The sequence below is a fragment of the Accumulibacter sp. genome (genome assembly GCF_029255125.1).
Classification (GTDB): Bacteria; Pseudomonadota; Gammaproteobacteria; order Burkholderiales; family Rhodocyclaceae; genus Accumulibacter.
The window spans coordinates 1-17,080 of the sequence record NZ_JAPUVR010000103.1 but is presented as its reverse complement, the minus strand read 5'-3'; the positions used below and the strand labels follow the sequence as shown (position 1 = coordinate 17,080).

Below are 17,080 nucleotides of genomic sequence, written 5' to 3'. Positions count from 1 at the left end.
TATCGATCAGCATCGAATACGGATACCACTGTGCCGCGTCGATGGTGTCGACCTTCAGCGCCATGCCCTGTGGCAGAACGCTCAGGTTATAGAATGCCTGAGTCAGGCCGATCAGAAAGGAGCCTGCCACTTCTCCTTTTGCCGATGTCGGGGGTAGTTCTGGCGCTGCGCTACGGTTGGCTTGCATTGTCTTCTCCGTGCAGAGGCTGGGCTCAAGCCGGCTGAGTGGGCGCGCCGAACAGCGTCGCACTGGTGCGAGTGATCCGCTCCAGGTCGTCGAGCGCGTCGGACAGGTTTTGCTCGACGCGCCGGCCAACTTCGGCCATCAGTCGCCTGGCAAGGTCACCAACGGCTTCCTCAGCGTTCCGGAACGACCGGTGAGCGACCAGCCCGACGGTGCCGACGATCAGCCGCACGCTGGACGCGCTGCGCATCAGCACGAGGGCTGGTCGGCGGGATCGATCGGTGGCAAGCAAGCCCGCCAGCCTCATTGCTCGTCCTTTGGTGTCCACGACTTCACCTCGCCGCATGCTTCAATCGGTCGGCCTTGCCGCCGCACCTGTTTCAGATACGCCTTTCAGCGCGTTTCCAATCAGCCCGTAATCGAAGTTGTAAGCGTGCTCGCGCAAGCACTGCGCGAGAGCCGCATCGTGTTCCCCGACCTGTTCGATCAGGGTGTCGATGCGCCGGACATCCAGCATCACCAGGGCGTCAGCCAAATCCCTCCGCAACTCCTGCGGCAGCGCCGCCAGGGCCGCGCGATCCGGCACCTGTTCCCCGAGGGCTGCGCTCGCCGGCGGCGCCGCCTTCTGGCGCAGAAAGCGCACGCCCAACTGGCGCTCCAGGCAGCCGAAAATCTCTTCGAGTCGGAACGGTTTGTGCATGACATCGTCCATACCCGCCGCCAGCATCTCGCCGCGCTGCTTAGCAAACGCCGAGGCGGTCAGGGCGACGATCTTCACCGCCGTGCCCCCCTCCAGCGCGCGAATCCGCCGGGTGGCCTCCAGCCCGTCCATCACCGGCATGCAGCGGTCCATCCAGATGAAGTGCGGTCGCCACTGCAGGAAACCTTCGATCGCGTCGGCGCCGTTGTTCGCTATCCGCAACTGCAAGCCGACATCTTCCAGCAAGCGGCTCAGCAGCAAGGCGTTTTCCCGCTGGTCTTCGACGATCAGGATCCGCCATTGCGGCTCGCCCGGCGCCAATCCCAGCACTTCGCCGCGCGCCGCCTCGGGCTCCACCAGCTCGGCTGCGGCCGCTGTCTGGACCGGCAGGTCGATCCAGAAGCGGCTGCCCTGACCGAGCTGGCTGCTCACCCCGATGCGCCCGCCCATCAACTCGACGAACTGCCGGGTGATCGCCAGCCCCAGTCCAGTGCCTTTCTGACCGGCGGTCGAACCGGCCTGCACGAAAGGCTCGAACACCCGCGCCTGATCTTCGGGGGAAATGCCTGGTCCGGTGTCCTCCACCTCGATCAGGAGCCGGGGCTGGTTCGCGTCGGGCTGGGCGCCTCGAGCCGCAGGGTCACAGCCCCCTCTTCGGTGAACTTGATGGCGTTGCCCAGCAGGTTGACCAGCTCTTGCCGCAGCCGGGTTTCGTCGCCTCTGATATAGCGCAGTACGCGGGGCGACTGTTCCAGGCGCAGTTCGAGGCCCTTTTCCACGGCGCGTTGTCTCATCATGCTCACCACATCTTGCACCAGGGTGTGAAAATCCAGCGGCGCCATCTGCAGTTGCACGCGACCCGCCTCGATCTTGGCCATGTCGAGAATGTCGTTGATCAGTTCCAGCAGGTGCGTGCCGCTGCGGTTGATGATATCCAGATGCTCCCGGGCGCGCCCGGCCATCCTGTCCTCCCGGCGCAGCAGCGCCGAAAAGCCCAGAATCGCGTTCAGCGGCGTGCGCAGCTCGTGGTTCATGCTGGCCAGGAATGCGCTTTTGGCCTGGTTGGCCGCTTCGGCGGCGTCTTTGGCCCTTCTCAATTCTCGCGTTCGGTTGGCGAAGATTTGTTCGAGGTCGGCGTTGAGCTGGCTGATTTCCTTTTCCGTTTTGATGCCCGGGCCTTGCTGGGTTCCCGCCTCGGCAAAATAGGCGCAGAACTTGATGAAGTAATCCATCATCTGGTCGATCTGCTCGCGACTGGTGATGTCGTAATGGCTGATCGCCTTGAGAAACATGCGTCGGCTTTCCGTGATCGCGTTGGCCAGAATGCTGCTGATTTCGCTGTAGTACTCCGTATCCACCGCGCGGCGTTGCCGCAGCCCCTTGTAGCGCCAGACCAGACTGTCGATCTCCGCCGGGGTCAAACTCAGCGTACGACCAAGCTGGAGGTCGTCGACACGGCGGTCAAGGTCCTGGCAGGTGTCTTTCGGCTTCTGGCGAAAGCGCACCGTGTGCACCAGTCTGTTGAAAGCCGGATTCGGCGCATAGGGTTCGCTGGTTCCCTCGATGGCGACGTATTCCGTGTCGTCGAAGAGGAAGCAGCCCCCGTAAAGCCCCCCGGTGAGGAAATCTGCCGAGAGCGGCGCCACGTTCTCGAAGACTGCAATGCCTTTCGTCTCGTCGATCGACACGATTCTGCTCCAGCCGATTTCATCCTTGCTGCCGCCGCGGACCACCAGGTTGTATCCGGCGCCTTCATCGTTGGCGCGCAGCCAATCCAGGGTCGAATGAACGATTTCTTTGCCCGGCCCATGCTCGTACCAGATGCGAATGAAGTTCATGCCGGCGCGAACGGAGAGCAGCCGGGACGAAGGGAAGGCCTTTTCAATCGTCCGGAAGGTATCGATCAGCATCGAAAACGGATACCACTCTTCCGCGTCGGTAGTGTCGATCTTCAGCGCCATACCGCCCTGTGGCAGAACGCACAGGTTGAAGAATGCATGCGTCAGCCCGAGCAAAAAGGGGCCAGCCACTTCGGGGTTTGCGGATGCGGGTGGCGCTGGCGCTGCGCAATGGCTGTCTTCCATTGTTTTCTCCACGCCGGGGCCGGGCTCAAGCGAACTGAATTCGTTCATGTCAGACAGGCTCGCGCGCAGACCCCCAGATCCCGCCAAGCTCGGTGGCACAGGGCAGTGCGGCGGGAAAGCGGGCGCAGAGTCTGTTCATTCCAGGATTCGCAGTCAGCCGAAATCGGCCGCCAGCGCAGGGGGAGCCAGCGCGGTGTACCGTGGCATTCTGGCTTTACCGGCGATGACTTTCTCGGCGATGCCGCGGACGAGTGCAGACCAGCGAGCGGCTTTCGGCAACCCAGGCGCAGTCGTCCGAACAGGGTCAAGACCCTTTTCGATACGGGCGACGCCTGCGACCAACAGCGGGCGACGGGTGATCGCGTCCAGGCGTGCCTTTGCATGCGCCAGGCGGACACGCCCACGCCGCCCGTCGTCATTCAGCGCCGCCGCTTGCGCCGAGCGCTTGCCGCGTTCGCGGGCTAGCGTCGTGCAACTGCCCCAACGCCCTTGATTCTTCAGTTCGTCGAAGCTGTTCTCACCAGCGGCCCAATCGCGGTAGAACTGGCCGATGGCCTCGAACGCGGTGTCGGCACTGCTCACCAGGGGGCGTATTCCCGCACTTCAGCCAGCGCTTTTCGCTCCACATTCATCGTACCCATCGGGTGAACTTCCCTCTTGGCGGCAAACCGTCATCAATGCTTAGTTTGCACTAATTCCGCAGGCCTGAACTGAGGAAAATGGGTTGAAGATGGTTTGATCTGCCTGGTGCACGGCGCGCAGGAAACCAGCGAAGCGGCGGCCAGCGCGCCCGCCGCGCCGTCAGCTTGCCTGAGTGCAGCGCTTGCTCGTCTTGCGGCGATCGCCATCCCGGACTGGGACTGCCGGCGGGCCTGCGCCAGCCGGTGCAGTGAGCGCTGGCGAATGTTGCGTGGGGGTGTTCTGGTTTGGCGAAAGGGTGTCGTCTGGTACGCCGCCGCCCGGTCGAACGGCGCGCGGCGGCATCGTGGTTGGCACGGTTCAGTAGTAGACCCTGAACAAGCGCTGGATTTGGTCGAACTCGTGCAGATACGCCTTGGCCATGTCGTGGTGGGTGGCGAGGACCATCAGGTCGTGCGAGAAGACCGAAGTGTTGTACCAGTTGAAGCTGCCTTCGATCACCGTCGCTTCGTCGATGATGCAGTACTTCGAGTGAATCGGCGAGTAGGGTACGCGATGGTCGGTCTGCCCGTAGACCAGGCCAACCGGAATTCCCGCCGTGCGCAGACCCTGTACCGCGGGCAGCAACGGGCGGGCGAGTTCCTCGGCCATCGTTCTTTCGATGCCGACGCGTCCCTGTCGGGCGAGGTGGCCGTTGAGCAGGATATGCACGTGCACGCCGCGGTTCCGGGCGTGGATCAGCGCGTCGATTACGCTTTCGCCGTGCTCGCCGAGCAGGTTACCGATGAGAAACAGGGTCAACCTGATCGAGTGCCTGGCGCGGTTGATTTCGCCCAGGATCGCGTGGTGCGGGCGGTAGTACTTGCCGTTGAGCAGCGTGTGCCGACCGTAGGTATACAGCAGGTTGAAGTGGCTGAGCGGGTCGATGCCGTATTTCTGGATGACGCCGCCGCGTTCGCTCTGGAAGACGTTGTCGAGCAGCCGGCAGACGCCGCGCGAGTGGAAGCTCATGCCCGATTCCCAGTTCGCCCACCAGCGGTCGAAGGTGATGTTGAACGAGCCCAGGATGCAGTCCTCATCGTTGAAGATGATGAACTTGGTGTGCATGTCGGGATCGACCTCGATCAGATGGTGCTTCGGCGTGCACACGACGCCGATGAGTTCGATGCCGGCGCGTTTCAGGCGCGCGTAGTTGGGGCTGTTGGTCAGCGTCATCTTGCGCCAGTCGACGATGCACTGCACCCAGACGCCGTGTTCGGCAGCGAACACCAGGTGGCGCGTGAAGTCGTGGTCGTCGATGCAGTCGACGCTGACCTTGATCGTGCAGAAGCGATTCGGATGCTCGTGCTTGCACCGGATGACCTTGTCGATGTGGTCGTGAATGAAGCGCTTCGGGTGATAGGGGTGGTGCTGTTGCCCCTTGGTGAATTTCGGCACCAGGTGCAGCGAAGCGAAGTGGTGGTTGTACCAATCGACATCGCGCTGCAGTTGCCAGGCGCTGGCCTCGTAGGTGTGATACGTGTTGCCGGTCGCCCACTCGTCGCTGATCTTCCGGTACTGCGGCTGTTCGTGCTGCAACTGCGCCCAGTCCATGAAGATGTACTCGAGCTGCGAAGCGATCGAGTGTTCGTCGAGGTGTACGACGAAAGCGAACTTGACGCAGCGGATGTGGCCGAAGCTGCTCGAAAACGGGTGAATGTAGAAGTCGCGCGTGCGTCGTCGGTGGTGGTTCCACTCGATGTCGTAGGGGTCGGTGTCTATGACAAAGGTTTCGCAGATCGCATTGTCGCGATAGACGCGCAGAATCACCTTCAGGTTGAGTTGGGCGCTATGCCAGACGTCGAAGTTGATCCGGCCCCAGCGCAGGAAGAATTGTTCGTTGAAATCGTTCACGCGAACGAAGGACCCGCCGAGGTTGCCATGTACCGGGCGGGCAACGTTTTCTGCTGTGCTCATCTTTCCATCTCGTCATTCGTTGCCTGAACGCTCGCCGGCCCGCCTCGGGAACGGCGCGCGCGCTCGTCGGCCGGGTCCGTTCACGGCGCTGCGAAACTGAGCAGATACCCGCAGTGATCGGACACGCGGCCATAATCGTGGTCGTTGAAGACGACCCGGCCGGAGACCGCGCGCAGCGCGCTTCCCCGGCGTAGAAAAACGTAGTCGATTCGCCGGTCGTCGCGCAAACCGTCGTACGACGGCGCGCCGTCGGGACGGAAGACGCTGCGGAAGACCTGCGGCGAGACGGCGCGCAGGTACTGGTCGTCGTACTCGTGCGAGTCGACGACGAAGCGATAGCCGCGCGAGCCGGCTTCGATGTTGAAGTCGCCGCAAAGCAGGCTGCCTGCCACGTGCGCCGTGTGTTCGTCGGTCGCCCAGCGGCGCAGATTGTCGAACTGCTCGGCAAAGCCGTCGTTCCACCAGCTCAGGTGCGACGAGAAGACGTTGAGCAGGCCGAGGTGCGGTACCTTGATCTGCGCCATGACGACCTTGCGCGTATGAATGCTGTGCGGATCCTGCGCGGTCGAGACGAAGCGCGCCTGATGGCGTGCGATCGGGTGCCGGCTGAGAATCGCGACGCCTTCGCGGTAGCGTTCGAATCCTTTGTGCGACCAGTCGGTGACGAGCTGGAAGGGCGCCGCCAGGCGCTCGTTGATGATCCGCGCCGTGTTGCTTTGCCAGTCGCCGCGGCCGTCGTTCCACAGCTCGGCCACTTCCTGCAGGCAGACGATGTCGACCGCCAATTCGTCGATCGCGCGTGCGATCAGCGACAGCTTGCGGTCCTGGTTCTCCTCCTGGCAACAGTGCAGATTGAGGATCAGAACTTTCAGCGGCGGGCGCTGCAGCGTGTAGTCGGCGCCCGCATTGTCGTCCCAGATGACCTGCTGCGCGGTTTCACAGGCGATCCGGTACTGGATGCGAAAGGCATCGGCCGCCTTGAGCGTCGTGTGCCAGACCTGGTAGCCGTACTGATTCGGGTTGCGCGCGTTGCTCAGCCACTCGTTGTCCCAATAGTTGCGCCGAAAGCGGTACGGCGTCTTGCGCGCCGTCTGCCAGTTGTCGGTCGTCCAGTGCAGCGTCACGCGGCGTGCTGGCAGACTGTTGCGCAGCGTCACGGTGAGTGGGATTTCTTTCTGCCCGGTCGCCAGAACCGCGTCGAGCGCACTGCTGATCAGTGGGCGCTGGTTGCCCAGGAGGATTCCGCAATCGGCGTCCATCGCATAATTGCTGCCCTGGTTGTTGTCCCAGTATTCGGCATTCCGACTGCGATGACAGAGGGCAAAGCGCACGTTGCCGGGCAGCGTCGCGTCCTCGTCGAGCGTAAACGACGCCTGCGCGACCCAGTATTCGCTAGCACCGTCGTCGGCCGTGGCGTGGAAGCTGGCCGGCAGCTTGTGCCAGACTTCGTCTTCGCCGGCCCAGCTGACATCCACCTCCTTGTCGTAAGCCAGATTGGCGACCCGCATGACGAAGCTCAGCATCTGGCGTGGTGGCGTCGTTCGGCGGGTGATCAGGTTTCTTGCGTAAAGTAGAGTAATCTCGTTCATGTTCATGCGCTAAGTTGAGTGGCCCGGCTGAGCAGGCCGAAAAGGGCGTGGGCGACCGCCTGGGCGCGGATCGCCCGGCGGTCGCCCGTGAACTGTTGTGTTTCGCAGGCGAGCACATCGTCCGGCCCGGCCCAGGCAAAGCAGACGGTACCCACCGGTCGCGCCGGCGAACCGCCGCCGGGACCGGCGACGCCGGTAATCGCCAGCGCCCAGTCGGCGCGGCTGGCGCGCTGGGCGCCGCTCGCCATGGCCGCGGCGGTCGCCTCGCTGACCGCGCCGTGTGCCGCGAGCGTCGCTGGCTCGACCCCGAGCAAATCGACCTTGGCCTGATTCGAGTACGTGATGTAGCCGCGGTCGAACCAGGCGGAACTGCCGGCAATCGCCGTCAGGCATTCTCCGACCCAGCCGCCGGTACACGATTCGGCGGTCGCCAGACGCTGCCCGTTGGCCAGGAGGAGCGCGCCGACACGCGCCGCGAGTTCCTCCAGATCGCTCTGCTGCCTGTCCATCAGGCGAAGATGAAGCGCAGCACGGCGAGCACCAGCAGCGTGTAGGCGGCGGCGACCAGATCGTCGCACATCACGCCGAAGCCGTTCTTGACCTGCTCGTCGAAGTAGCGCGCCGGTTGCGGCTTGCCGATGTCGAACAGGCGAAAGAGGGCGCAGGCGGTCGCCTGCCACAGCCAGCCGGGCGGGCAGAAGAGCAGCACGAGCCAGAACGGAACGATCTCGTCCCAGACGATGCTGGCGTGATCGATCACGCCCAGGTCGCGCCCGGTCTTGTGGACCGCGGCGACGCCAATGACGAAGCAGAGCGCCAGGAAGCCGAGCAGCTCGAAGTCGTTCATCCACGGGCGCAACAGCGGAAACGACGCCCACGCGAACAGCGTTCCGGCCGTTCCCGGGGCGCGCGGCGAAAGCCCGCTGCCGAAACCGCAGGCGATCAGATGCGCCGGGTGGGCGAGCAGGAAACGCAGCGATGGTGCGGCATCAGGCAAAGTGATCGAACCCCCGTTGTTCGCTCGCCAGTGGCCGACCGTCCGCGTCGAGCAGACGCAAGCTGCCGGCGGCCTCGACGATGCGGCCGCAGCGCGTCAGCGGCAGCGCGAGCTGGTTGGCGAGTTCGCCGATTGCCGACCGCGCGCCAGGTGGCGCGGAAAAGACGAGTTCGTAGTCGTCGCCGCCAGACAACTGGCAGTTGCGCGCCAGCTCGAGTGCGACTCCGGCGGGTAGCGGCGGCAACGCGCTGACGAGAATTTCGGCGCCGACGGCTGATCGGTCGAGGATGTGTGCGAGGTCGGCGAGCAGGCCGTCCGAGATGTCGATCGCCGCGTTGGCCAGCCCTCGCCGGCGCAGTTCCCGCCCGAGCTCGACCCGCGGCTGCGGTTGTTGCAGCGCGGCGAGGCAGCTTGTCGCCAGCGCCGGCGGCAGTTGCGTGCGACCTTGCAGGTGGGCGAGCCCGAGCGCCGCGCGTCCGGGCAGGCCGGAGACCCAGAGGTCGTCGCCGAGGCGCGCCCGGTCACGCCGCAAGGCGCTTCCCGCGGGAAGCTCGCCGAGCGCGGTCAGGCACAGGTTGAGCGGGCCGCGCGTCGTGTCGCCGCCGATCAACTCGACCGCGTAGCGCGTGCTGCAGGCAAACAGCCCGGCGGCAAACGACGCCAGCCATTCTTCGTCGGCGCTCGGCAGGCTGCCGGCGAGGAGTAGCCAGCGTGGCTGCGCGCCCATCGCCGCGAGGTCGGAGAGATTGACCGCTACCGCTTTCCAGCCGAGCAGTTCGGGACTCACCGTCGGCAGGAAATGCGTGCCTTCGACGAGCATGTCGGTGGTGATCGCCAGTTCCATTCCGGCGCTCGGAACGAGCAGCGCGCAGTCGTCGCCGGGACCGAGCACAGCGCTCGGCGTTGGCTGCAAGAAGTGGCGGCGAATCAGGTCGAACTCGCTGGGCATGGTCTGTTCGCCGGGTTGATCGTGGCCGCCGATGCCGGGCGCGGGCGGCCGCTCAGCGCGCTCGCTTGCTGCCCGCCTGGCGCGCTTCGACTTCCGGGCGTCGCAGGCGGGCGGCCATCTTGTCGAGCACGCCATTGACGTATTTGTGCCCGTCCGTGCCGCCGTACGCCTTGGCCAGCTCGATCGACTCGTTGATGATCACGCGATACGGCGTCTGCGGATAGTTGGCCAGTTCGAAAGCACCGGCGAGCAGGACGCAGGCTTCGACCGGCGACAGCTCGGCGAAAGGACGATCGAGGCAGTCCTGCAACTGTCCGGCGAGGCTTTCGTGCTGCGCGAGAACGCCGCGCAGAAGCGCGACGAAGAACTTCCGGTCGGCCTTCGCGAAACCTTCGCTGTCGGCCAGATGGGCTTCGATCGCGGCTTCGTCGCTGCCGCCCACCTGCCACTGATAAAGCCCTTGCAGGGCGAGCTCGCGCGCCCGGCGGCGCGGCGAGACGACGGCTGCCGGGCGCTCGTCGGGCGCCCGCTCGGGCAGCGCCGGGCTCACGCCGACGCTCCGAGCAGGTGCAGCAACTTGGCCATCTCGACCGCCACCTGGGCGCAATCGATTCCCTTCTGCTGCATGCGAGCCAGCGCCTGGTCGTCGTCCTCGCAGGTCAGGATGCCGTTAGCGATCGGCACGCCGGTCGCCAGTTGTACTTCCATCAGCGCCCGGCACGCGTCGTTGGCGACGACCTCGAAATGGTAGGTTTCGCCGCGGATCACCGCGCCGAGCGCGACCAGCGCGTCGAAGCGCCCGCTGCGCGCCATCGTCTGCAGCGCCAGCGGAATCTCCAGCGCACCGGGGACGGTGGCGATCCGGATGCTGCCGTCGGCGACGCCGAGGCGTTTCAGCTCGCCGGTGCAGGCGCTCAGCAATCCCTCGCCGATATCCTGGTTGAAGCGGCTCATGACGATGCCGACGGTCAGGCTGTCGCCGCTCAGCTCGACGTCGTATTCGTCGATGCTGGCGTAGCGCGCCATCGACAACGGGGTCTCGTGGCGTACCGTGCGCGTTCCCATCAGCGGCTCTCCAGGTCGGCCGGCGAGGCGATGTAGCCGGTCACTTCAAGGTCGAAACCGGTCATGCTCGGCATCCGGCGCGGACTCGACAGCAGGCGCATCTTGCCGACGCCGAGATCGCGCAGAATCTGCGCGCCTATCCCATAGATGCGGGGGTCCCAGCGCGCTGCCGGGCGCCGGGTGGAGGCGGGCTCGCGCAACATCGTCAGCAGATCCTGACCGCTCTCCGGTCGATGCAGCAGAACGATCACGCCCGCCTCGGCGCGCGCCAGCGCCGCCTGCGCGACGGACAGCGGAAAGCTGTGGCGGCCGCCGTCGGGGTCGAGAAAATCGACCACCGAGAGCGGTTCGTGTACGCGCACCAGCGTTTCGCGATCCGGCCGTATCTCGCCCTTGGTCAGGACCAGGTGAACCTCGTTCGAAGTGCAGTCGGTGTAGGCGTGCAGCATGAACTCGCCGTAGGCCGAGCGCACGCTTTTCGACAGGCTGCGTTCGACGAGCATTTCGTGCCGACTGCGGTAATGGATCAGGTCGGCGATCGTGCCGATCTTCAGGCCATGCTCGCGGGCGAAAGCGAGCAGGTCGTCGAGGCGCGCCATGCTGCCGTCTTCCTTCAGGATCTCGCAGATCACCGCGGCCGGTTCGAGCCCGGCGAGTTGAGCGAGGTCGCAGCCGGCCTCGGTATGCCCGGCGCGGACGAGAACGCCACCCGCTTGCGCCATGATCGGGAAGACGTGTCCGGGCTGGACGATATGCTCGGGACGCGCGTTGCGCGCCACTGCCGTCTTGATCGTCAGCGCCCGATCCTGCGCCGAGATGCCGGTGGTAACGCCTTCCGCCGCTTCGATCGAGACGGTGAACGCCGTGCTGTAGGGGCTCTTGTTGTCGCGCGCCATCTGCGTCAGGCCCAACTGCCGACAGCGCGCAGCGGTCAGCGTCAGGCAGATCAGACCGCGTCCGAAGCGGGCCATGAAGTTGATCGCTTCCGGCGTGACGTGCTCGGCGGCGAGGATCAGATCACCTTCGTTTTCCCTGTCCTCTTCGTCGACCAGGACGACCATGCGCCCGAGACGCATTTCAACGATGATCTCTTCGATTGGCGAAACATTGCCCGAACTGCTCTGTGGTGACATGCTTGGGAGTCCTCTGCGGCAGGAGTCGGCGCCGCGTGTCGCTGCGCCCGCAGGCGACCGACGCAGCGCACATTCTCGCAGTTTACCGCCGTCACGGCTATCGGCTTCTGGCGCCGGCGAATCGGGAACGGTGCAAGCGCGGTGTGTCGGTGCGTGCGCTGTGGACGATCTGCAGGTTCGCCCTTCGCTCCCGGTGTGCGCGATGCAGGCGAGATAGCTCTTCAGATTGTCGAGAGTGCCGTGCCGACGGCCCGCGGCAGCGTCGTTCTGCGCCAGCGGCGGCAGGCTGTCGAACGTCGTCTGTGTGCCAGCGCCATCCAGTGCGCAGCGCGCCAGCGCGCGTATGGGCCAGGCCTCGGCGGATCGCTGGCTCGGCGCGCGGTTTGTCGTGATGATCTCGCCGCCAAGCGCGATGCTGGGCTAAACTTCATTTTTTTCCCAAGGAGCGAGTATGCCCATCGTCACCACCCCCAGCGGTCTTCAGATTGAAGACATCATCGTCGGCAGCGGTCCGACCGCGACTTCCGGCCAGCACGTCATCGTCCACTACACCGGTTGGCTGGCCGACGGCCACAAGAAGTTCGACTCGAGTACCGATCGCAACGAGCCCTTCCGCTTTCCGCTCGACGGGCGGCACGTGATCGCCGGTTGGGAGGAGGGCGTTCCCGGAATGAACGTCGGAGGCATCCGCAAGCTGACGATTCCGGCCGATCTGGCGTACGGCGCGCGTGGCGCGGGCAAGATGGTGCCGCCGAACGCCAAGCTCGTCTTCGAGATCGAACTGCTCGACATCGCCTGAGCAATGGCCGAGCGGCCACGCCGCGTGCTGCTGCGCGTTGCCGGCAAGAGCGCGGCGCCAGCCGCGGGCGCGCCGACGAGCGGGCCGCAGGCGGCAGTGGGCGCAATGGCGGCGCCCGACCCCGAGCGCGGCATCCGGGTGGCCAAGTTGATGGCTGAGCGCGGTCTCTGTTCGCGCCGCGAAGCTGACGACTACATCGCGCGCGGACTGGTTTTCGTAGACGGTCGGCGCGTTGGCGAACTGGGGACGCGCGTTGCGCCAAACGCGGTGATCACGCTCGACCGGCAGGCCGAGGCACAGCAGCGCAGCCAGTTCACGATTCTCCTGCACAAGCCGGTTGGATATGTCTCGGGGCAGCCCGAGCCTGGCTGCACTCCGGCCGTGTCGCTGATTCGCGCCGAGAACCAGTTCCGGACGCCTGATACGCCGGCCTTTCATCCAGCGTGCCTGCGCGGGCTGGCGCCGGCCGGCCGGCTCGACGTCGATTCGACGGGATTGCTTGTGCTGACGCAGGATGGGCGCATCGCGCGCCAGTTGATCGGCGAGAACTCGGAACTCGACAAGGAATATCTGGTGCGCGTCACCGGCCGTCTCGCGGCACGTGGACTTGCCTTGCTCAGACACGGTCTCAGCCTCGACGACAGGCAACTGAAGCCGGCCGGGGTCGAGTGGCTGAACGCCGATCAACTGCGCTTTGTTCTGCGCGAGGGCCGCAAGCGGCAGATCAGACGGATGTGCGAACTCGTCGGGTTGCAGGTCGTCGGCTTGAAGCGCGTGCGTATCGGGGCGATTCGCCTCGCCGACCTGCCGCTCGGCCAGTGGCGCTACCTGCGCCCCGGCGAAGCGTTCTGAAACCGCCGGGGGCAAGCCGCGCCGCGGGTGCGCCGCGCCGGGCCGCCCGCCCGGAGGAGCGAGCGCCGCCCGGCGCAGCGTTCGGCTCAGCTTTCTTCGCTGCCGATCAGTTTGTAGGCGGCGGCGCCGAGCAGCGCACCGACGATCGGGGCGACCCAGAACAGCCAGAGCTGGCCGACTGCCCAGTCGCCGACAAAGACCGCGACGCCGGTGCTACGTGCGGGATTGACCGAGGTGTTGGTGACCGGGATGCTGATCAGGTGGATCAGGGTAAGTGCCAGACCGATGGCGATCGGCGCAAAACCCGCCGGCGCGCGCTTGTCGGTAGCGCCGAGGATGACCAGCAGGAAGAACATGGTCATGACGACTTCGGTGACCAGCGCGGCGAGCAGCGAGTAGCCGCCCGGCGAGTGTGCGCCGTAGCCGTTCGAGGCAAAGCCCTTGCTCACGTCGAAGCCCGCTGCGCCGCTGGCGATGACATAAAGTACGCCGCCAGCGGCGATCGCGCCAAGCACCTGGGCGACGATGTAGGGCACCAGTTGGCTGGCGGGAAAACGCCCACCAGCCCATAAGCCGACCGAAACGGCGGGGTTGAGGTGGCAGCCGGAAATGTGGCCGATGGCAAAGGCCATCGTCAACACGGTCAGACCGAAGGCGAGCGACACGCCGTGCAGGCCGATGCCGACGTTAGGAAAGGCGGCGGCGAGTACTGCGCTGCCACAGCCCCCGAGTACCAGCCAGAATGTGCCGAAGAACTCGGCGCCATATTGCTTCATCTGCGTCTCCCAGGAAAAAGATTTGCTTGGAATGCCTTGGAATACCTTGGAATAGGTCGTCTGCCGACAAGGGAATTTGCCGAGCGGGCGGCGATCGTATCGGACACGATGTAGCCCGTCAAGTTGCACGGGAAACGCAAAAAGGCGCGCCCGAGAGGCCCGCTGGAGCGAGTCGGCTGGCGGCGTGGCGCCGATATTCGTCTTCGCTGGCGGTCAGTAGCCTTCGCCTGGGGCGCTTTCCGCTATGATGCGGGCTGGTCAACTTGCTGCCCAAGAGTCCGATGCCGGCGATCAGTGCCGCTACGCCGGGGCGTCCGGCCCCCTCCGCCTTCCATCTCTGGCTGCGTGCCCGCAAGGCGGCGGCCAGGCAAATGCGCCGGCCCGGCGGCGTTCCGGGTGCTTTTCCAGCGACGGCGGATGTCGGGCCGCACGCCTATCCTTTCGATCCGACTTACGGCTACGACCTGCGCCGCCTGTGCGCGGTCGAGCCGCCGCTGCCACCGGACGGTTTTGGCGAGTTCTGGCAGGCGCGCTACCAGGCGGCGCTGGGAATCGATCCGCAGCCGCGGCTGCGACCAGGCGCGCTGCGCCACGCGCAGTTCTGCGTTTTCGATCTGGAGTATTCGTCGAGCGACGGCTTCACGATTGGTGGCTGGCTGCTCTGGCCGACGACGCAGCCGCCGCGCCAGGCTTTCGTCGTCGGGCACGGCTACGGCGGAATCGAGTCGCCGTCTTTCGCCCTGCCTTCGCTCTCTGCGGTATACCTTTTTCCGTGTTTCCGTGGCATTGCGCGCAGCCGCCGATGGCCGATATCGGACGACCCGAACTATCACGTGCTGCACGACATCCATCTACGCGAACGCTATATCATCGCCGGCTGTGTGGAAGACCTGTGGACGGCAGTCAGCGCGCTGCTCCAGTTGGCGCCCCAGACCGCCGGGCATCTCGGCTACCTGGGCAGCAGTCTGGGCGGCGGCGTCGGCGCGCTGGCGCTGGCTTGCGAGACGCGCGTCGCGCGCGCCCACCTGAAGGTGCCGACTTTCGGCCACCAGGCGCTGCGTCTGACGCTGCCGACGGTCGGCAGCGCGGCGGCAGTGCAGGACTTCGCCCAGCACCATCCCGAGGTGGCGCAGACGCTGGCCTGGTACGACGCGGCCAGCGCGGCGCGTTTCATCCGCCAGCCAACGCTGGTAGCCGCGGCTTTGTTCGATCCAGCGGTCGCGCCGCCCGGGCAGTTTGCCGTCTACAACGCGCTGCCGGGAGCCCGGCAATTGTTCGTCCTCTCCGCCGGGCACTTTCCCTATGCGCGTGAGGCCGACGAGGAGAAACGCCTGTTGGCCGCGCTGCGCGCGTTCTTTGCCGGGCTGTGAGCGAGGTCTGGCGGGTGCACTGGCGCCGGCCGTCGGCTAGCGCGGCCGGCGGCGCTGGCGGGCGTACGCCTGGCGCAGCGGGTGTGCTTCAGTCGCTGGCGAAAACCTGCCGCCAAAGGGCGCCGACGGCGTCGATCCGGCGGCTGACCGAGGCGCGCTCGACGCGCGCGCGGCGCCCGGCGTTCAGGCGCAGCGCATGTTGCAGGCGACGGAACTCGCGATAGGCATTGCGCACCGGTTCGGCGAGTTCGCCGGGAATCAGGCCGAGTTCAGCCGCGATGCCGAGCAGGGCGATGTTGCCGAGGTTGCCGCAGAGGCGCGGGTGCGCATGCGCGTGGCCGAGCACCAGGTACTGCACGATGAACTCGACGTCGATCAGGCCGCCACGATCATGCTTGATGTCGAAGTCTTCGCCGCCGCGCGAAGCGTGCTGTTCGAGCATGCGCCGACGCATCGCCAGCACCTCGTCGCGCAGCGTTGCCAGATCGCGCGGCTGGCGGAGGATTTCGACGCGTATCGCTTCGAACGCTTCGCCGACTGCCGGGTCGCCGGCGCAGAAGCGCGCGCGCGTCAGCGCCTGATGCTCCCACACCCAGGCGTGCTGCAACTGGTAGTCGCGAAAAGCGGAAACCGGGCAGACGAGCATTCCCGCATCGCCGTTCGGCCGCAGGCGCAGGTCGACCTCGAAGAGCATCCCGGCCGGCGTCTGCGCGGACATCCAGGTGCTCATGCGCTGGCCCAGCCGGGCATAGATTTCTCCCACATCCGGTGTGGGATCGTCGTGCAGGTAGACCAGGTCGAGGTCGGAGGCGAAGCCGAGTTCCTTGCCGCCGAGTTTGCCGTAGGCGATGACGGCAAAACGCGGGGGTTCGGACGGCCGTGGGTGGCGCTGGCGCAGCCGCCGCCAGCACAGATCGAGCGTCGTCTGCACCATCAGATCGGCCAGTTCGCTCAGGCGGTCGGCCAGGTGCTCGACCGTATGCATACCGGCGATGTCCTGTGCCAGGAAGTGAAAGACCTGCGCGTGATGCGTTTCGCGCAGGATGTCCATTTCCCGTTCGGTATCGTCCTCGGCCTGCGCCAGGCGGGCGAGCAGTTCGCGGCGGAACTCGTGCCAGTCGGTGCGCACGTCGAAAATGCGCGAATCGAGCAGCTCGTCGAGCAGAATCGGGTGGCGCGTCAGGTAGTCGGCGGCCCACGACGAACTGCCGATCAATTCGGCCAGCTTGTTCAGCGCCGGCGGATATTGCTGCAAGAGCGCCAGGTAAGCGCCGCGCCGGCTGATCGTCTCCAGGAAATCGAGCGTACGCAGCCAGGAAGCGTCCGGCGTGCCGGTTCCGGCCGCTGCTTCGAAGACGCGCGGGCCGAGCGCGTCGAGGCGCTCGCGATTGCTCGCGGGCAACTGCAGGTAGCGGGCGCTGTCGCGAAAGCTGCGCAAGCGTGCGAGCAGCGCCTGCGGCTGACGAAAGCCCAGCGTCGACAGGCGTTCGAGCGCCTCGTCGGGACTCGCCGAACCGTCCCAGAGCGTCGCCAGCGCGTGCCGGCCTTCCTCCGGCTCCGAGAAGACCTGCTCGAAATGGCGCGCAACGATCGCTCGATGCGCATCGAGAACGTCGAGCAGCGCGGACCAGTCGGCGAAAGTGAGTGAATGCGCGATCTGTTCACGCTCTTCGTCAGCGCTCGGCAGGCGGTGCGTCTGTGCGTCGTTGACGTACTGCAAGCGGTGTTCGAGGCGGCGCAGGAAAACATAGGCAGAGGCCAGCGCACTCTCGCTTTCGGCCGACAGCAGGCGCCGCTCGGCGAGCAGGGCGAGAACCTGTAAGGTCGGGCGCACCTGCAGCGCGGGATCTCGTCCGCCGCGGATCAGTTGAAAGACCTGCGCAATGAACTCGATTTCGCGGATTCCACCCGGCCCCAGCTTGATGTGCTCGGCCATGTCCTTGCGCATCACTTCGCGGCGGATCTGTCCGTGCAGTTCGCGCATCGC

General features: G+C 65.8%; 18 protein-coding genes. 3 read left to right on the top strand and 15 right to left on the bottom strand.

Going from position 1 to position 17,080, the window contains the following annotated elements; translation table 11 throughout:
- The 13 genes from Q1L59_RS10585 to ribBA form a co-directional block, all read right to left on the bottom strand.
- Window positions 1-187, bottom strand: a 187-nt coding sequence (locus Q1L59_RS10585) for a hypothetical protein (protein ID WP_300331975.1), incomplete at its 3' end; no start/stop codon positions are given.
- Between the two features lie 25 nt (window positions 188-212).
- Window positions 213-491 (bottom strand): hypothetical protein, encoded by a 279-nt coding sequence (locus tag Q1L59_RS10580; protein ID WP_300331973.1) that lies wholly within the window; start codon window positions 489-491, stop codon window positions 213-215.
- 42 nt (window positions 492-533) lie between these two features.
- The gene (locus tag Q1L59_RS10575) at window positions 534-1,424 is read right to left on the bottom strand and encodes a hybrid sensor histidine kinase/response regulator (RefSeq protein ID WP_300331970.1); all 891 of its coding nucleotides are present in this window, start codon (window positions 1,422-1,424) and stop codon (window positions 534-536) included.
- A 50-nt stretch (window positions 1,425-1,474) separates the two neighbouring features.
- Window positions 1,475-3,016, bottom strand: a complete 1,542-nt coding sequence (locus tag Q1L59_RS10570; RefSeq protein ID WP_300331968.1) for a histidine kinase dimerization/phospho-acceptor domain-containing protein — start codon at window positions 3,014-3,016, stop codon at window positions 1,475-1,477.
- A gap of 105 nt (window positions 3,017-3,121) precedes the next feature.
- Window positions 3,122-3,550 carry a hypothetical protein gene (locus tag Q1L59_RS10565; protein ID WP_300331965.1) on the bottom strand — a complete coding sequence of 143 codons (429 nt, stop codon included), beginning with the start codon at window positions 3,548-3,550 and terminating at the stop codon, window positions 3,122-3,124.
- A gap of 417 nt (window positions 3,551-3,967) precedes the next feature.
- Window positions 3,968-5,563 (bottom strand): phospholipase D-like domain-containing protein, encoded by a 1,596-nt coding sequence (locus Q1L59_RS10560; RefSeq protein WP_300331962.1) that lies wholly within the window; start codon window positions 5,561-5,563, stop codon window positions 3,968-3,970.
- Between the two features lie 80 nt (window positions 5,564-5,643).
- Window positions 5,644-7,152: an endonuclease/exonuclease/phosphatase family protein gene (locus Q1L59_RS10555; protein ID WP_300331959.1), complete on the bottom strand. Its 1,509-nt coding sequence runs from the start codon at window positions 7,150-7,152 to the stop codon at window positions 5,644-5,646.
- Window positions 7,153-7,154: 2 nt separating this feature from the next.
- Window positions 7,155-7,661, bottom strand: a complete 507-nt coding sequence (locus tag Q1L59_RS10550; protein ID WP_300331956.1) for a CinA family protein — start codon at window positions 7,659-7,661, stop codon at window positions 7,155-7,157.
- The gene (locus tag Q1L59_RS10545) at window positions 7,661-8,149 is read right to left on the bottom strand and encodes a phosphatidylglycerophosphatase A (RefSeq protein ID WP_300331953.1); all 489 of its coding nucleotides are present in this window, start codon (window positions 8,147-8,149) and stop codon (window positions 7,661-7,663) included. Before Q1L59_RS10545 ends, Q1L59_RS10550 begins: the two co-directional genes overlap by 1 nt.
- Window positions 8,142-9,098 (bottom strand): thiamine-phosphate kinase, encoded by a 957-nt coding sequence (gene thiL, locus Q1L59_RS10540; protein WP_300331950.1) that lies wholly within the window; start codon window positions 9,096-9,098, stop codon window positions 8,142-8,144. Before thiL ends, Q1L59_RS10545 begins: the two co-directional genes overlap by 8 nt.
- Window positions 9,099-9,150: 52 nt before the next feature.
- Entirely contained in the window at window positions 9,151-9,648 is a 498-nt protein-coding gene (nusB, locus tag Q1L59_RS10535; protein ID WP_300331947.1) for a transcription antitermination factor NusB, read from the bottom strand.
- On the bottom strand, window positions 9,645-10,124 hold the full coding sequence (ribH, locus tag Q1L59_RS10530; RefSeq protein ID WP_300331980.1) for a 6,7-dimethyl-8-ribityllumazine synthase: 480 nt from the start codon (window positions 10,122-10,124) through the stop codon (window positions 9,645-9,647). The genes nusB and ribH overlap by 4 nt, the downstream gene beginning before the upstream one ends.
- 38 nt (window positions 10,125-10,162) lie before the next feature.
- On the bottom strand, window positions 10,163-11,296 hold the full coding sequence (gene ribBA, locus Q1L59_RS10525) for a bifunctional 3,4-dihydroxy-2-butanone-4-phosphate synthase/GTP cyclohydrolase II (protein WP_300331945.1): 1,134 nt from the start codon (window positions 11,294-11,296) through the stop codon (window positions 10,163-10,165).
- Between the two features lie 451 nt (window positions 11,297-11,747).
- Here ribBA and Q1L59_RS10520 point away from each other — a divergent pair, with 451 nt between their 5' ends.
- On the top strand, window positions 11,748-12,095 hold the full coding sequence (locus tag Q1L59_RS10520) for an FKBP-type peptidyl-prolyl cis-trans isomerase (RefSeq protein ID WP_300331942.1): 348 nt from the start codon (window positions 11,748-11,750) through the stop codon (window positions 12,093-12,095).
- A gap of 105 nt (window positions 12,096-12,200) precedes the next feature.
- Entirely contained in the window at window positions 12,201-12,947 is a 747-nt protein-coding gene (locus Q1L59_RS10515; protein WP_300331977.1) for a pseudouridine synthase, read from the top strand.
- Between the two features lie 86 nt (window positions 12,948-13,033).
- Here Q1L59_RS10515 and aqpZ read toward each other — a convergent pair whose 3' ends face one another.
- Window positions 13,034-13,723, bottom strand: a complete 690-nt coding sequence (aqpZ, locus tag Q1L59_RS10510; RefSeq protein WP_300331939.1) for an aquaporin Z — start codon at window positions 13,721-13,723, stop codon at window positions 13,034-13,036.
- 281 nt (window positions 13,724-14,004) lie between these two features.
- Between aqpZ and Q1L59_RS10505 the strand changes: the two genes are divergently transcribed.
- Window positions 14,005-15,093: an acetylxylan esterase gene (locus Q1L59_RS10505; RefSeq protein WP_300331934.1), complete on the top strand. Its 1,089-nt coding sequence runs from the start codon at window positions 14,005-14,007 to the stop codon at window positions 15,091-15,093.
- An 88-nt stretch (window positions 15,094-15,181) separates the two neighbouring features.
- Here Q1L59_RS10505 and glnE read toward each other — a convergent pair.
- A partial coding sequence (gene glnE / locus Q1L59_RS10500) for a bifunctional [glutamate--ammonia ligase]-adenylyl-L-tyrosine phosphorylase/[glutamate--ammonia-ligase] adenylyltransferase (protein WP_300331932.1) occupies window positions 15,182-17,080 on the bottom strand: 1,899 nt, incomplete at its 5' end.

Coding starts and splice junctions, on each gene's coding strand:
- Q1L59_RS10580 (WP_300331973.1), bottom strand. CDS start 491: ATGAGGCTGGCGGGCTTGCTTGCCACCGATCGATCCCGCCGACCAGCC.
- Q1L59_RS10570 (WP_300331968.1), bottom strand. CDS start 3,016: ATGAACGAATTCAGTTCGCTTGAGCCCGGCCCCGGCGTGGAGAAAACA.
- Q1L59_RS10560 (WP_300331962.1), bottom strand. CDS start 5,563: ATGAGCACAGCAGAAAACGTTGCCCGCCCGGTACATGGCAACCTCGGC.
- Q1L59_RS10555 (WP_300331959.1), bottom strand. CDS start 7,152: ATGAACGAGATTACTCTACTTTACGCAAGAAACCTGATCACCCGCCGA.
- Q1L59_RS10550 (WP_300331956.1), bottom strand. CDS start 7,661: ATGGACAGGCAGCAGAGCGATCTGGAGGAACTCGCGGCGCGTGTCGGC.
- thiL (WP_300331950.1), bottom strand. CDS start 9,098: ATGCCCAGCGAGTTCGACCTGATTCGCCGCCACTTCTTGCAGCCAACG.
- ribH (WP_300331980.1), bottom strand. CDS start 10,124: ATGGCGCGCTACGCCAGCATCGACGAATACGACGTCGAGCTGAGCGGC.
- ribBA (WP_300331945.1), bottom strand. CDS start 11,296: ATGTCACCACAGAGCAGTTCGGGCAATGTTTCGCCAATCGAAGAGATC.
- Q1L59_RS10520 (WP_300331942.1), top strand. CDS start 11,748: ATGCCCATCGTCACCACCCCCAGCGGTCTTCAGATTGAAGACATCATC.
- Q1L59_RS10515 (WP_300331977.1), top strand. CDS start 12,201: ATGGCGGCGCCCGACCCCGAGCGCGGCATCCGGGTGGCCAAGTTGATG.
- aqpZ (WP_300331939.1), bottom strand. CDS start 13,723: ATGAAGCAATATGGCGCCGAGTTCTTCGGCACATTCTGGCTGGTACTC.
- Q1L59_RS10505 (WP_300331934.1), top strand. CDS start 14,005: ATGCCGGCGATCAGTGCCGCTACGCCGGGGCGTCCGGCCCCCTCCGCC.